Origin of the sequence: Rhizobium sp. Leaf384 (assembly GCF_001424065.1) — a bacterium.
Classification (GTDB): Bacteria; Pseudomonadota; Alphaproteobacteria; order Rhizobiales; family Rhizobiaceae; genus Ferranicluibacter.
The window spans coordinates 177,726-192,652 of sequence record NZ_LMQE01000008.1; the positions used below are offsets into that span (position 1 = coordinate 177,726).

The window sequence follows — 14,927 nt, forward strand, 5'->3', positions numbered from 1 at the left end:
ATGATTGGCTTTGCACAAAAGTGCGCAAAAAAATTTCTCCAAAGGCTGGAACCGGAGGGGAAAGCAGGTCATTAATACATCTGGCGGAAATGTGCAGGCGCGACCCGCCCGCGTCGAAGCAAAGTGAGGAGACGCAGATGAAGACACTGCTGCCAGAACTTCACCAGGGGCATGCTCCGATCAACCTGCATCAGCTGTTCCGCGAGGCAATCGACGCCTACGAGGACTGGGATGGGGGCGCCGATGCGCCGACCATCTACCATCAGGGTGCACTCCTGCCGATCGCGCTGGTCTTCGACCATATGCGGGATTGCACCGACATTCTGCCGACGTCCGTCCGGGAAGTCGTAACGTCGCAGCTGACCAAGCCATGGTCGAGCGAAAGTCCGCTCGACGACATGACGGTTTCGACGGCAGCCCGAATCATGGGCGTCATGGTCCGCAAGCGCCAGGTGCGGAGCGGTCGGGCCGACATCAATGCGTTTCTTCGACGGATGGAGCGACAGCAGGCGCATCGCGCCGTGCGCTGACAGACAGATCAGGGGCTGCGAGAGCGGCCCCTTTTTCATTGGCAGGTCGCGCTCGTGTTCTGTTCGCCAAGCTCAGACCTTGGCGATCGCCGTCGTCAACGAAGGCTGAAACCGCTTGATAGCGGCCAAGACCCATGGTGTAATCTGTCGACGACAGAGACCGCATATGTGAACGCATGCGCCATTGACGTCCCAGGGACGATCGGGGCGAGGGCATCAGGTTCAACCATCCGAGACCTGCCAGAGGTGGCAGCAAGGGAGGAATGATATGACGGTTCAGGGCTTTCCCACGTCCAGCCGACGCATCCCCGGCGAGCCGCGCGAGATCGCGGTGGTGGGGCGCGGCTTCTCCGGAATCATGATGGCGATCGCTCTCCTCAAGACGGTCACCCAACCGTTCCGGCTTCGACTTTTCGATCCGGCTCCCACCATCAGCGGCGGACAGGCTCTGGCCGGCGCGCGCTCGACCGAGATCCTGAACAGCCGTGCGCGGGATCTCTCTGTGGCGACCGGGGAACCGAAGGATTTCACGCGGTGGCTTCAGGCGAGCAGCGAGTTCCGCGATGCCGTATCGGCTGCCATCCCCGGTTTCGGGCAGATTTTCGTTCCGAAGTCGATCTTCAGCGACTACGTCTACCAGCGCTTCTCCGAGGCGCTCGCCCAGCGGCGCGACGTCACGGTTCAGATGTCGCATGATGTTGCCGACGATATTCGTCGTCTCGAGCACGGGGGTGTGCGCCTTGGTTTTGCCGATGGCGGCGCCATGGTGTTTGATGAGGTAATCCTTGCAACGGGGTACGGGCTCAAGGCTGACGCGGGCGACGTGGCGCGGGCGGTGAACCGGGACATCACCACGCCGGACAGCGCCGAAAAGCATGTCATCGTCATGGGCAGCGGTCTTCGCGCCGTGGATCAGGTTCTGCAACTGCGCGACGCGGGGTTCGGCGGACGGATCTCCATTCTTTCGCGCCGTGGCTTCCTGCCGCAGCCGCACACGCGGCTTGCCGCTGACTCGGTCTTTCCGACCCAGCCGATGCCGTCTCAGCTGCGCCACATTCTGCGATTCGTGCGGGAGGCCTGTGCGGAGGCTGAGGAAAATGGCTGGAGCTGGCAGGCGGCCATGAACGGGTTGCGCAAGCGTGCAAGCTCGCTCTGGTCGTCGCTCCCGCCCAGCGAGAAGCGGCAGTTCAACCGCCATCTTCGCTCGATCTACGACGCTCATCGCAACCGTCTGCCGGCGGATGTCCATGCGCGACTGGAGCGCGAGCTAGGCGCCGGCCTGACGGATCTCAGACGCGGCACGGCGCTGCGTCGCTCAAGCAAGGGCCTTGTCGTCCGCTGGTCCGGCGAGCAGGGCGAAAGTCTGTTTGCGGCGGATCGAATCATCGATTGCCGTTGCCTGTCGGCCGATCTCGACGTGCCTGTGATCGCAGCCGCGCTTCGCAACCAGCTCGCCGTGACGGACGAGCTCCAGCTCGGTCTCTCGGTCAATTCGGCCGGTGAACTTCTGGATGGACGTGGCCGCGGGCTTGGTCTCTTCGCCATCGGGCCACTGGGCTTGGGCTCCCTGCCGGATATCGATCTGGTGCCGGAAATCGTTGCCCAGGCCTATGCCGCCGCCGCTCTCATCGACCTTCGCGCCCGCCCGCAGCGACAGGCCGGCTGACGCGACGGCCTGGTCGGCGGATGGCTCGGCGTGCATGTCGCGTCCACGCGTTCCGTTCTGCATGCGGCGGCTTCGCCGGCAGGGTGCGTTCGCATTGACAATGACGGGGGGCGGACAGAAAGTGGCAGCGGAACCGACCGCCGTGAGCAGGCCGGGCCTTGAGGGGGGAACTCGGTATGCGCGCGACACTTCGGTTTGCCGTCGGTCTTCTGATGCTGATCGCTTCGGCCATCGCGGCGCAAGCCGCCGGCGGGCGAACGATCGTCACGACGCAGGACCAGGATTATTTCGGTTTCGACCTGCGCACGGAGCAGAACCTCTCGCTGTCCGCCTGCGAAAAGGTCTGCATCGCAGACCGCAACTGCCGAGCCTTTACCTATAATCCCAAGGTGAAGTGGTGTTTTCTCAAGTCGGATTTCCACACGATCAACGCCTTTCCTGGTGCTATCGCCGGCCGGATTGTGGATGCCGGGACGGCTGGCCCGGATATCGGCGCGGCGCTTGCGCTGCCCTTCCTCTCGGAGGATCTGGTTACCCAGGCGCGAGACGCCAAACGCGCTCTTACCGTCCCGGAGGATCGCGCTGAATCCGGTCGAGCAGCGCTTATCGCCCAGGCTGCCCGGGAACGTCAGGATGGCGCCATCGAAGCATCGCTTCAGAGTCTGATGGCCGCACTTGCCATCGATTCTGATGATGGGCGTCTGTGGACGCAGGCCGCCCGCACGGCCAATCTCATCACCGGCAATGCGGCTGTCGCCAACCAGTCCGCACTCGCTGCCATCAACGGCTACGAGCTTTCACGAACCGCAACCGACCGCGCCGAGGCTCTGGCAATGCTCGGGCAGGCGCTCGCCGCTACCGAAAGCTTTCGTCCGGCGCTCGAGGCCTACAAGGCGAGCCTCGCCCTGGTCGAGAATCCGACCGTACGGGCAGCATTTGCCGACCTGCGCAGCAAGAACGGCTTTCGCGTGATCGGCAACACCGTGGAGGCGGAGGCCGCCTCGCCCCGCGCGTGCGTGCAGTTTTCCGAGCCACTGCAGCCGGGCGTCGATTACACGCCGTTCCTGACGCTGGACAAAGCCGCGCCGCAGGCCGTCGAGGCGAAGGACAGTCAGATCTGCGTCGAAGGCCTGTCGCATGGGCAGCGCTATAAGCTTTCGCTGCGCCCCGGCCTGCCGTCCTCCGTCGAGGAGCCGCTTGAGGCGGTCGTCGATCTTGATCTCTACGTTCCCGACCGCCCGGCCATGGTCCGTTTTACGGGAGACAGCTTCGTTCTGCCGATGACGGCGCGCCGCGGCATTCCCCTTGTGTCTGTGAACACCACGAGCGCCAACCTCAAGCTCTACCGCGTCGGCGATCGCAACATCGCCCAACTGCTGACGAACTCGCAGTTTCTGACCCAGCTTGACGGCTACAGCGCCGACCGTATCCAGAACGAGAGCGGCGAACTGGTCTGGCAGGGCACGATCGACCTCCAGACCGACCTCAACAAGGAGGTCGTGACGAGTTTCCCGGTGGATGAGGCGCTGTCGAAGCGCAAGCCGGGCGTGTATGTGCTGACGGCCGTCTCGGCCACCGGCGCGTCCAACGAATGGGATAGCCAGGCCACGCAATGGTTCGTGGTTTCCGATATCGGCCTGTCCACTTTCGCTGGCACCGATGGCCTCAGCGTCTTCGCTCGTTCTCTTTCCTCCGCAAGGCCCCTGCCGGGCATCGTGCTCGAGCTTGTTGCCAAAAACAACGAAGTGCTCGGCACGGCGACCAGCGATGCCGATGGCCGTGCCGTGTTCGATGCCGGTCTGCTGCGCGGTGCCGATGCCGCCCTGCCGGCCGTGATTTCTGCCCGGGCCGGTTCGGACGACTATGTGTTTCTCGACATGACGCGTGCCGGCTTCGATCTGTCGGACCGCGGCGTTACCGGGCGTCCTGCGCCGGGGGCCGTGGATGTGCTTACCTGGACCGAACGCGGCATCTATCGGGCAGGCGAGACGGTTCATGTCTCAGCGCTTGCGCGCGACCCGACGGCTACAGCCGTCACCGACCTGCCGCTGACCTTCGTGTTCCTGCGCCCTGACGGCGTGGAGGACCGGCGGATCGTGTCTGGAGACAGCAAGCTCGGCGGCTATGCGCTCGACATGGTGCTGCAGCCGAACGCCATGCGCGGCACGTGGACCGTCCAGGTGTTCACGGACCCGAAGGGCAAAGCCATCAGCGTGAAGCCGTTCCAGGTCGACGACTTCGTGCCGGACCGCATCGAATTCGACCTGAAGAGCGCTGCACAAGCGATGACACCCGGCACGCCGGTGCCGGTAACCGTCGATGGTCGCTATCTCTACGGCGCGCCTGCCGCAGGCCTTGAGCTGGAAGGCGACGTGCTTTTAAAGCCCACGCATGAGAGCGCCGATTATCCGGGCTATGTCTTTGGCCTTGCCGACGAGGAAAACACCGAGGACAGCCGACAGACGCTCGACCTGCTGCCGCCGCTCGATGCGGACGGAAAGGCGCGTTTCGATGTCGATCTCTCCGAGCTTCCTGCCACGACCCAGCTCGTCAACGCCACGATCGCGGTGCGGCTTCAGGAGGCCGGCGGGCGGGCCGTCGAGCGGACGCTGGAGCTTCCGGTGCGGGCCGAAACCGACAGGATCGGCATCAAGCCGAATTTCAATGGCGCGCTGACCGAGAATTCGACCGGCACGTTTCAGGTGATCGGTATCGGGCCGGATGGCGCGCGCAAGGCGATGAAGGGCCTGAGCTGGAAGCTCATGAGCGTCGAGCGGCAGTATCAGTGGTATCGAGAGGGGACGGCGTGGCGGTACGAACCCATCCTTTCGACGAAGCTGCTGTCGAACGGCACGCTGGATGCCGGTCTTGAGGGCGGCACACTCAGTGTTCCCGTGACCTGGGGACGCTACCGGCTGGAGGTGGCAGCTCCCGGTGGCGATCCCGTTTCCAGCGTCGAGTTCGATGCCGGCTTCTATGTCGCAGCGACCTCGACCGAAACGCCTGACGGCCTGGAGATCGCGCTCGACAAGGACAGCTATAAGGTGGGGGAAACGGCGACCCTTAACGTCTCGCCGCGATTTGCAGGCGAGCTCCTGATAACCGTGGGCTCGGAGACGCTGATCGCAACCAAGACGGTCTCGATCCCCGCGACCGGAGACAAGATCGCCTTGCCGGTCACGGCCGATTTCGGCGCGGGCGCTTACGTGACCGCGACGCTCTATCGCCCGGGAGACGCGCAGGACAGCCGCATGCCGATGCGCGCGATCGGGGTCAAGTGGCTGACGGTGGATCCGGCCGAGCGCAGGCTCGATGTTTCCCTGACGCTGCCGGAAAAGACGCTTCCCCGCCAGACGCTCAACATTCCGGTCAGCGTCGCGGGCGCCGGTGTCGGCGAGGACGCTTACGTCACATTGGCTGCCGTCGATGTCGGTATACTCAACCTCACGCGCTATCAGGCGCCGGATCCCGACGGCTGGTACTTCGGCCAGCGCCGGCTCGGCCTTGAAATCCGCGATCTCTATGGCCGCCTGATCGACGGCTCGCTCGGCGCGACCGGACGGTTGCGGACGGGTGGCGATGGCGGCGCCATGGCACTGCAGGGCAGTCCGCCGACCGAGAAGCTGGTCGCCTTCTTCTCCGGCCCAGTCAAGCTCGATGCCGAGGGCAAGGCCATCATCGGCTTCGATATTCCGCAGTTCAACGGGACCGCGCGCGTCATGGCCGTGGCTTGGACGAAGACCGGCGTCGGCCACGCGACGGCAGACGTCGTCATTCGCGATCCGGTCGTCGTCGCTGCCAGCCTGCCGAAATTCCTCGCGCCTGGCGATAGCGCGGAGTTGCGTCTCGATATCGCCAACACCGACGCGCCGGCCGGCGATCTTTCGATCACGATCGAGTCCGATCCCTCCGTGTCCGTGGATACGGCATCCCTCGCCCAGCGCTTCGCCATTCCGGCGGGCGCGAAGGTCGATGTGACATTGCCGCTGAAAGGCATCCAGCCAGGTGACGGCACACTGACCATCAAGATCGTCGATGCCAGTGGACAGGCTCTCGAGCAGACCCTGGCCATTCCCGTCCGGCCCGCTTCCCTTCCCGTCACCACCCGTTTTCCGGTCGAGCTGAAGCCGGGAGGGAGCCTTGTGGTGGACGAGGGTCTTCTGGCGGAAAGCCAGTTGCGCGGGGCATCCGTCAGCCTCAGCGTCAGCCGGGCTGCGGCGTTCGACATCCCGGCACTTCTCATGGTGCTTGACCGCTATCCCTATGGCTGTGCGGAGCAGACCACCAGCCGCGCCTTGCCGCTCCTTTACCTCAGCGAGCTCTCGGTCCCGTCCGGGCTTCCGTTGGACAGCGACGTGCGGACGCGGGTGGAGGATGCGATCCACCGCGTTCTTTCCTATCAGTCGTCGTCCGGCAGTTTCGGGCTCTGGGCGCCGGGTTCCGGCGATCTCTGGCTCGACAGCTACGTGACCGAGTTCCTGACCCGTGCCCGGGAGAAGAACTTCGACGTGCCGGAGCGGGCCATGGTCCAGGCACTCGACAACCTGCAGAACTCCCTGTCCTATGATGTCAACGTGACGGAGCAGGGCAACGGCATTGCCTATGCGCTCTACGTTCTCGCGCGCAATCGCAGGGCCGCCATCAGCGATCTCCGCTATTACGTCGACACGAAGCTCGGCGAGTTTCCGACTGCGCTGTCGAAGGGTCACCTGGCCGCTGCGCTGTCGCTGTATGGGGATGCGAACCGGGCGCAAACCGTGTTTTCCCAGGCTGCGACCATGTCGACGGATGCAAAGATTTCCGACCTTGCCCGGTCGGATTACGGATCGGCCCTGCGCGACGATGCCGCGGTCCTGGCGCTGGCCGCCGAGAGCCGTCCCGTCCCGACAATCATCCCGGCGCTTGCAAAACAGGTGTCGGAAGCCTGGGATCGCACATCGACGACAAGCACACAGGAGCAATTGTGGATGCTGCTGGCCGCGCGTGCCGTGTCTCGCGGAGACGAGGGCCTTGCCCTGACGATCGACGGCGTGGCGTCTTCCGGCACCTTTGCCGCCCGCAAGACCGGCGAGGAGATCCTTGGCCGTCCGGTCACCATCGTCAATAGCGGCAAGGATCCGGTCACGGCGACGGTGACGACCGTCGCAGCGCCGGCCTTTCCGCTTCCGGCCGGCGGCAATGGCTATGCCATCGAGCGCAGCTACTACACGCTCGACGGCGAGCCGGCGAATGTCAGCGAGGCACGCCAGAACGAGCGCTATGTGGTTGTGATCAAGGCGACCGACCTCAATCCCGGTCCTGCACGGATCCTCGTGACCGACCTTCTGCCCGCCGGGTTCGAGATCGACAATCCGACGCTGGTGGATAGCGCCAAGCTGTCGAATTTCGAATGGCTGGGCGAGATGCAGGCCGCCCACAGCGAGTTCTGGAGCGACCGTTTCGTTGCCGCGTTCGACCATGCGGCCGGGGATTCGAACGACATGACCGTCGCTTATGTCGTGCGCGCCGTCACGCCCGGCACCTACGATCATCCCGCCGCCACTGTCGAGGACATGTACCGTCCGCAATTCTCCGCCCGCACGGCGACCGGACGAATGGAGGTTCAGGCAGTCGAGTGATGCGGTCCTCGGTTAGCTCCCTCCCGAAACCCCGGCGGCTCGTCCGGGCAATGACCGCCACCTTCATCGGTGGCGGTATGCTGGCCGCGCTTGCCGTCATGGCCGTTTTCGGGATCGATGCACTGGATCATGCCTATCCGCCGCCGCTGGATGGCCCGGCGCTTGCAACATCGGCGGAAATGGTTGATCGCGACGGCCGGCTGCTGCGCGCCTTTGCGACAACCGACGGACGCTGGCGCCTGAAAACGACCGCAAAGGATGTCGATCCGCAATTCGTCCGGATGCTCATCGCGTATGAAGATCGCCGCTTCGCCGAACATGGCGGCATCGACGTCCGCGCGCTCGCCCGTGCCACCTTACAGTTTCTGACGCATGGGCGGATCGTCTCGGGCGCCTCGACCCTGACCATGCAGGTCGCCCGTCTGATCGAGCCGCGCGAGAGCCGTTCGATCGGTGCAAAGCTCCGGCAGATGGTCCGCGCCTGGCAACTGGAGCGTCGGCTTACCAAGGCGCAAATTCTGGACATCTACCTTACCCACGCCCCCTATGGCGGAAATCTGGAAGGCGTGCGGGCGGCAAGTCTGGCCTATTTCGGAAAGGAGCCACGCCGTCTGACGGTCGCGGAGTCTTCCCTGCTCGTGGCCCTGCCACAACTGCCCGAACGCCGCCGCCCGGACCGGCATCCCCATGCGGCAGAAGCGGCCCGCGCCCGCGTGCTGGAGCGGGCTGCGGTCGCCGCCGTCATCGGCGAGGGTGAGGCCGAGCGCGCAAGCCTCATGCCCGTGCCCGAAAGCCGCCGTCCACTGCCGACGCTCAGTCCGCATCTCGCCGAACTCGCGCGCCGGAAGGTGCCCGCCGCCTCTACGCTGCGCACGACGCTTGTTGCCCCTGTCCAGGCGGCACTGGAGTCCGTGGCGAAGGGTGCCGCGGAACGGGCGGGCCCACGCATCTCCGTTGCGATGGTCATGGCGGATGCCGCGACAGGCGAGATCCTGGCAGAGGTCGGATCTTCTGACTATCTCGATTCGAGCCGCAAAGGCTGGATCGACATGACCCGAGTGCCGCGCTCTCCGGGATCGACGCTCAAACCGTTCATCTATGGCCTCGCTTTTGAAGAAGGCCTGGTGTCGCAGGAAACCGTGATCGAGGATCGGCCGGCAGATTTCTTCGGTTATCGCCCGCGCAATTTCGACATGACCTATCAGGGCGATGTTACCATCCGGCAGGCGCTGCAGCTATCGCTCAACGTTCCTGCCATCCGCTTGCTGGACGCCGTCGGGCCTTCCCGGCTGATGCTGCGCATGCGTCGGGCCGGAATCAATCCGATGCTTCCGGTGGGAGAGGCGCCGGGCCTTGCGATCGGGCTTGGCGGTCTTGGCGTGTCGCTGCGCGAACTGGTGCAACTCTATGCGGGACTTGCCAATGAAGGCCACCCGGTCCGCCTTGGCGATGGGGTCGAGTCCGCCCCTGGACCGATTGCTGGCGAGCCCATCCTCGATCCGGTCGCCACATGGCAGGTGGCCGATATTCTCTCAGGCGTGCTGCCGCCGGCCGGTAGCGCGCGTCGTGGCATCGCCTACAAGACGGGGACGAGTTACGGATATCGCGATGCCTGGTCGGTTGGGTATGACGGGCGAACGGTGCTCGGCGTCTGGGTTGGGCGGGCGGACAATGGGGCCGTGCCGGGGATGACGGGCTACACCACGGCGGCACCTGTCCTGTTTGATGCCTTCGCGAAATCGGGTATCGCCGGAGTACCGCTTCCGCGTGCGCCGGCTGGCGCCGTTCGCGTTGCGGCGCAGGACCTCCCGATCAGTCAGCGGCGGTTCTCCATGACGACAAGCGGCCTTCTTCGCGCCAATATTCGGGAGGCCGCGCCGCAGATCGTCTATCCGCCTGAAGGGGCACGCGTCGATCTCGGCAAGGATGTTTCAGGGGTCCCGTTGCCGCTCACGCTCAAACTTCAAGGCGGACGCGCGCCGTTTCGTTGGCTCGCCAATGGTCGGCCCTTGGCGGATCTCAGCCGACGGCGCATCAACCAGTGGGTGCCGGACGGGACCGGATATTCCACGCTGACCGTGATTGACGCAGCCGGGCGTGCAGCGAGCGTCCGGGTATTTCTGCAGTAATCGCCGCGTCAGGTCCGGACCCGCTCCCGCAGGCCCGCTCGCGTCGGCGGCGGCGCATCAGTTCTTCTCGTCGAGGGCCTTCAAGACGCGCTTGAGGAGTTCGTCCTCATCAAGAACGCCATGACGATAGAGCGTGAGGACGAGGGCGGCGACAGGATTGCTGGCATCACTGTCGGGTGCGATCTTGCGCTTCTTGCGGGCAGCGTCGTAGACGCGCTGACAGAGAGCGACATGCTCGGGAAGCATGGGTTCGTTACGCCAAGGCATCGTTCAGTCTCTTCTCTCTAACGGCTGCGAGGTGAGGGCCAGGCAGTTTTCGCGTTCGGGATAACCCTTGAGTGAAAATAGGGCAGTTCTGATAAAAGTGTAAAACCTCATTTGGTTCGATTTACGGAAAAACAATGGCTCTCCTCAGAAAAGGAAAGCGTAGATCGAAAGAATTCCTCCAACGTTGATCGCTGATCAAGGGGAAGGGGCCGCAACAGTCCGTCGAGGGAAAGGTGTTTGTACAAAAGGCCTCCTGCTCCATACTGCAGCTTTCGCGACGTGTTGAAATAGCTGTGGTAAACGTTACGTGACAAAAGATGGTCTATGCGGCGGTAGCATCGCGGTCGGGATCATCCAACAGAGGCTGCTTTGGTGTAGCCGGGAGCATGAAATGCTAGGCTCGTATGTTTTCCAGGAAGGGACTGTGATTACGCCAACGGAGATGGATATGCTTTTTCGCGTTTTCCAACGTCTCTGCGACCATCGGCAGATCCCTCATACCGGCCCGAAGGCCGAGATCGAGGCAGCCTATCTCGTTGCGCTGTTCAGCGACGGTCTCAATACGGAAGAGCTTCTGTGGAGCGTTGTCGCCGCCGAGGCGTGATTTCCGCCCGGGCGTTTCGAGGTTATGCCTTCGGAAGCAAGACGCTGCAGGTCAGGGTGTGCTGGCTCTGCGCACAGCTGCCTTGATGGCTGCTTCCAGACCATCGGCATCATAGGGCTTTCGCAGCAGCACTGCTTCTGGCGGCGCTTGCTCAGGCGCACGATCGTTGCCGGTGGCAAAAACGATGCCGAGTGCCGGGTTTGTCGCCAGCGCGTCGACAGCAAGATCCGCTCCCGAGGCATCGGGAAGGCCAAGATCCGTCACGAGAACATCGACCGCGGCTTCGGCCAGCCTTTCCCTTGCTTCCCGCGCACTGCCGGCCTCGAGCACGGCATGGCCGAAATCCTCAACGAGTTCGACGGTGTTGGCGCGGATCAACGGATCGTCCTCGACGACGAGGACCGTCAGCAGGGCCGGGCCGGGCGCCCGTATCACGAGGGCTACCTCACCGGGATTGGATGTCACGGAGACATCGGGCGTCATCGCAGCGGAATCCGGTATGGTGGAACTGGATGTCCCCGGTTTGGCGGGTTCGTGGCCCAAGGCCTTGAGACCGGATGCCGATGGACCAGACCCTCGCGGGTTCAGAGCGGAACGCTGCTTCTGGTTGGCAATGACGTGCCGGATTTTCCGTGCAAGCGCCTCGCGGGTGTAGGGCTTGGACAGAAGCTCGACGCCCGCATCGAGCCGGCCGCCGTGAACGATCGAGTTCTCGGTGTAGCCCGAGGTGAAGAGCACGGCGATATCCGGCAGCCGCTCCTTGGCCTTGCGCGCCATTTCGACGCTTTTCAGCGGGCCAGGCATGACGACATCCGTGAACAGGAGATCGATGGCGATGCCGCTTTCCACGACGCTCAGGGCGTTCTGGGCATTGGTCGCTTTCAGCACGCTGTAGCCGAGATCGCTCAGCATCTCGACGACCGTATTGCGCACCTCGTCGTCATCCTCCACGACAAGGATCATTTCCGTGCCGCCGACAATGGGGCCGGCCTGGATCACGACCTCGCGGTCTTCGCCCGCCGTGGCGCGGGGCAAATAGAGCTTGACCGTCGTGCCGTGGCCGACCTCGCTATAGATCTTGACATGGCCACCGGACTGCTTGACGAAACCATAGACCATCGAAAGGCCGAGCCCGCTGCCCTTGCCCTCTGCCTTCGTGGAAAAGAACGGCTCGAAAACCTGCTCCAGAACCTCCGGCGAGATGCCCGACCCGGTGTCGCTGACGGAGAGAACCACGTACTGGCCCGCCTCGACGTCGGCATGGTTGCGAACGTAGTCGTCGTCGAGATAGGCGTTGCCGACCTCGATCGTCAGCTTGCCGTTGCCCTCCATGGCATCGCGCGCATTGATGGCGAGGTTCAGAACCGCGTTCTCGACATGCACCGGATCGACGAAGGTGTTCCACAACCCGCCAGCGACGATGGTTTCGAGTTCGATGGCCTCGCCGATCGAGCGCCGCAGCAGGTCGTCCATGCCTGACATGAAGCGGCCGACGTTGATGACCTTGGGCTCCAGGGCCTGCCGGCGACCGAAGGCGAGAAGCTGGCTTGCGAGCTTTGCGCCACGGCTGACACCGGCCAGAGCATTGGCGACCCGCCGTTCGGCGCGCTCGTTGCCGGCCACGTCTTTGGACAGGAGTTGCAGATTGCCGGAGACGACCTGCAGCAGATTGTTGAAATCATGGGCGACGCCGCCGGTCAGCTTGCCGATGGTTTCCATCTTCTGCGCCTGCTGCAGGGCCCGCTCGGCCTGCCGCCGTGTCGCGATCTCCTCGCTGACGCGGGCTTCCAGCGTTTCGTTGAGCAGACGCAACTGCTCTTCGGCACGCTGACGGTGGCGAACCTGCCGCTCGAGATGCACCGCATGGCGGCGCAGCTCGTCTTCCGCCTGCCGCTGGTCGCTAATATCGGTGTGGACGCCGACCCATTCGGCGATCTCTCCCTGATCATCGAAGATGGGAACGCCGCGAATGGCAAACATCCGCCAGACGCCGTCATGCCGGCGGACCCGATGCTCCCAGATGAAGGTGTGCCGGTCGGCGACCGCATCGTTCCACGCTTCGACGGTCGCCTGTCGATCGTCGGGGTGAACAGCATCTGCCCAGCCGTAGCCCTGGTAGGCCTCGTAGGGCTGACCGGTGAGTTCGGCCCAGCCTGGCTGCGGCCCGATCATTCTGCCATCGGCGCTGTTGGTCCACAGCACGCCGTGAACGGCGCGCACCGCGGCGCGGAACCGGTTGTTGCTGACCATCAGCTCCCGCTCCGCCCGCTTGCGGTCTTCGATATCGATCAGCAGGATGTAGATGCCATCGACCGTGCCGCCATCCGTCAGCCGCGGCATGTATCGCACCTCGGCGGTGCGGTCGTCGCCGCCTGGCCTGCGGATCACCGTATCCGTGACGACAGGCTCGCCAGCGAAGGCACGCTCGAGATAGGCGATCCGCTTGCGATAGTATTCCTCGCCGATGATCTCGCGAATGTGCCGGCCGACGACAGCACTGGCGGGATGGCCGAACCATTCCAGATAGCCCTTGTTGGCGAACCGGTAGATGTGGTCGACGTCCAGAAACCCGACGAGAATGGGAAGCGCATCGCTGATGCGGCTGAGCTCGGCCTGGCTTTCGGCTAGCGCCCGCACGGCCCGCACGCGATCAGTGTTCTCAAGCACCGTGCAAAGCACGCCATCAACGCCGCCCTGCTCGTTGTAGATCGGCGTATAGAACAGGTCGAAAACGATCTCTTCAGGCCGACCGTTGCGATGCAGCACCAGAGGCTGGTCTCGATAGCTCTGGACCTGACCCTCAAAGCCGCATTGCAGGATCCGGCTGTTCCAATCCCAGATCTCCGGCCAGATCTCCAGCACAGTGCTGCCGAGCGCTTTGGGGTGATTTCCGCCTGCGATTTCGCGGTACCCGTCGTTGTAGATCATCACGTGATCCGGGCCCCACATCAGGACCTGCGGGATCGGCGAATTGATCAACGAGCTGACCTTGATTCGCAGATTGGCAGGCCAGATGTCGATGGGTCCGAGGGACGTCGCGGCCCAGTCGAAATTCCGGATGCGCTGGCCAAGCTCGCCGCCGCCGAAGGGCCAGGTCGCCTCGCTGGAACCAATGCTCATGATGTTCGTATCTCGCCGGATGTGCGTGATGGATCGGGACAGCATGACTAGTACTGCATTCTCCGGAAAATCGGAATCGATTCGCGGCAAAAAATCCTGCGAAAGCTCAGAGCTTTAGATCCTGGGGGAGCGTTCGTGAGGCTCCTTTGTCGAAGGCAGGGTTCCCTCTGATGGAGGGCCTTTCTGCTGCTCGACGGAACCCAGATCGCAAACGGTAGTTCGACATGGCATCCATTCAAAGGAGATAAGCCCATGAAACGAATTCTTGCTGCCGTAACGGCATCCCTTCTTCTCGCGACCGTCGCCCATGCCCAGTCGGCCGCCGAGAAATCCGGCATCAACAGCGTGGCCGGGATTGCGCCGAAAACGCAGGACTTCGTGCAGGAAGCTGCTGCCAGCGACATGTTCGAGATCGAGTCCAGCAAGCTTGCCGTCGAGCGTGGTGACGAGGCCACCAAGGCTTTCGCGCAGCAGATGATCGCTGATCACGAAAAGACGACCAGCGAGCTGACAAAGATGGTTGGCGACCTCAAGCTCAGCCCGCCGGCAAAGAAGATGTCGTCTGCGCAACAGGGCATGCTCGATGATCTGAAGGAGCTCAAGGGCGAGGACTTCAGCGAAGAATATCACGACCAGCAGGTTACTGCCCATGAAAACGCTGTCGACCTCTTCAAGCGCTATGGTGAGGAAGGGGAGACCGCGGAACTGAAGGCCTGGGCTGCAAAGACGCTGCCGGCTCTCCAGCACCACTACGAGATGGCTCAGAAACTCGACGCCGAGTAACGGCGCCCCGCTCGCCAGGGCATTTCATTCACGTACCTGAAATCGGCCAACTGGAAAGGCAGTGTCGACGCTGCCTTTCCAGGAACCCATCGTCCGGTGGATAATGATCCGGCAAACGGAACCAATATTCGGCATCAGTGTTCTCTAAAGCTCGGCCGGAAGCCGCGCTACGCGGGTTTTGGAGAGACATGTGAGCAGCAACGCGACCGT

8 protein-coding genes are annotated in these 14,927 nt (G+C 63.5%); 6 read left to right on the forward strand and 2 right to left on the reverse strand.

The window, feature by feature from the left end:
• Positions 1-137: 137 nt before the first annotated feature.
• The 4 genes from ASG25_RS18630 (at position 138) to pbpC (ending at position 9,943) form a co-directional block, all read left to right on the forward strand.
• Entirely contained in the window at positions 138-530 is a 393-nt protein-coding gene (locus ASG25_RS18630; RefSeq protein ID WP_062477591.1) for a hypothetical protein, read from the forward strand.
• Positions 531-798: 268 nt separating this feature from the next.
• Entirely contained in the window at positions 799-2,196 is a 1,398-nt protein-coding gene (locus ASG25_RS18635) for an FAD/NAD(P)-binding protein (protein WP_062477594.1), read from the forward strand.
• 176 nt (positions 2,197-2,372) lie between these two features.
• Positions 2,373-7,814 carry an alpha-2-macroglobulin family protein gene (locus ASG25_RS18640; protein WP_062477597.1) on the forward strand — a complete coding sequence of 1,814 codons (5,442 nt, stop codon included), beginning with the start codon at positions 2,373-2,375 and terminating at the stop codon, positions 7,812-7,814.
• A 50-nt stretch (positions 7,815-7,864) separates the two neighbouring features.
• Positions 7,865-9,943, forward strand: a complete 2,079-nt coding sequence (gene pbpC / locus ASG25_RS18645) for a penicillin-binding protein 1C (RefSeq protein ID WP_062477600.1) — start codon at positions 7,865-7,867, stop codon at positions 9,941-9,943.
• Between the two features lie 57 nt (positions 9,944-10,000).
• Here the strand turns inward: pbpC and ASG25_RS18650 are convergent, their stop codons facing one another.
• A complete protein-coding gene (locus tag ASG25_RS18650) occupies positions 10,001-10,210 on the reverse strand; it encodes a hypothetical protein (RefSeq protein ID WP_156379806.1) in 210 nt (69 codons plus the stop codon).
• A gap of 448 nt (positions 10,211-10,658) precedes the next feature.
• On the opposite strand from ASG25_RS18650, the gene ASG25_RS22885 reads away from it, so the two are divergent.
• On the forward strand, positions 10,659-10,814 hold the full coding sequence (locus ASG25_RS22885) for a hypothetical protein (RefSeq protein ID WP_156379805.1): 156 nt from the start codon (positions 10,659-10,661) through the stop codon (positions 10,812-10,814).
• 51 nt (positions 10,815-10,865) lie between these two features.
• On the opposite strand, the gene ASG25_RS18655 is transcribed toward ASG25_RS22885, so the two are convergent.
• Complete coding sequence (locus ASG25_RS18655; RefSeq protein WP_062478087.1) at positions 10,866-13,934, reverse strand: PAS domain-containing protein; 3,069 nt, start codon at positions 13,932-13,934, stop codon at positions 10,866-10,868.
• A gap of 252 nt (positions 13,935-14,186) precedes the next feature.
• On the opposite strand from ASG25_RS18655, the gene ASG25_RS18660 reads away from it, so the two are divergent.
• On the forward strand, positions 14,187-14,717 hold the full coding sequence (locus tag ASG25_RS18660) for a DUF4142 domain-containing protein (RefSeq protein ID WP_062477606.1): 531 nt from the start codon (positions 14,187-14,189) through the stop codon (positions 14,715-14,717).
• Positions 14,718-14,927 lie beyond the last annotated feature (210 nt).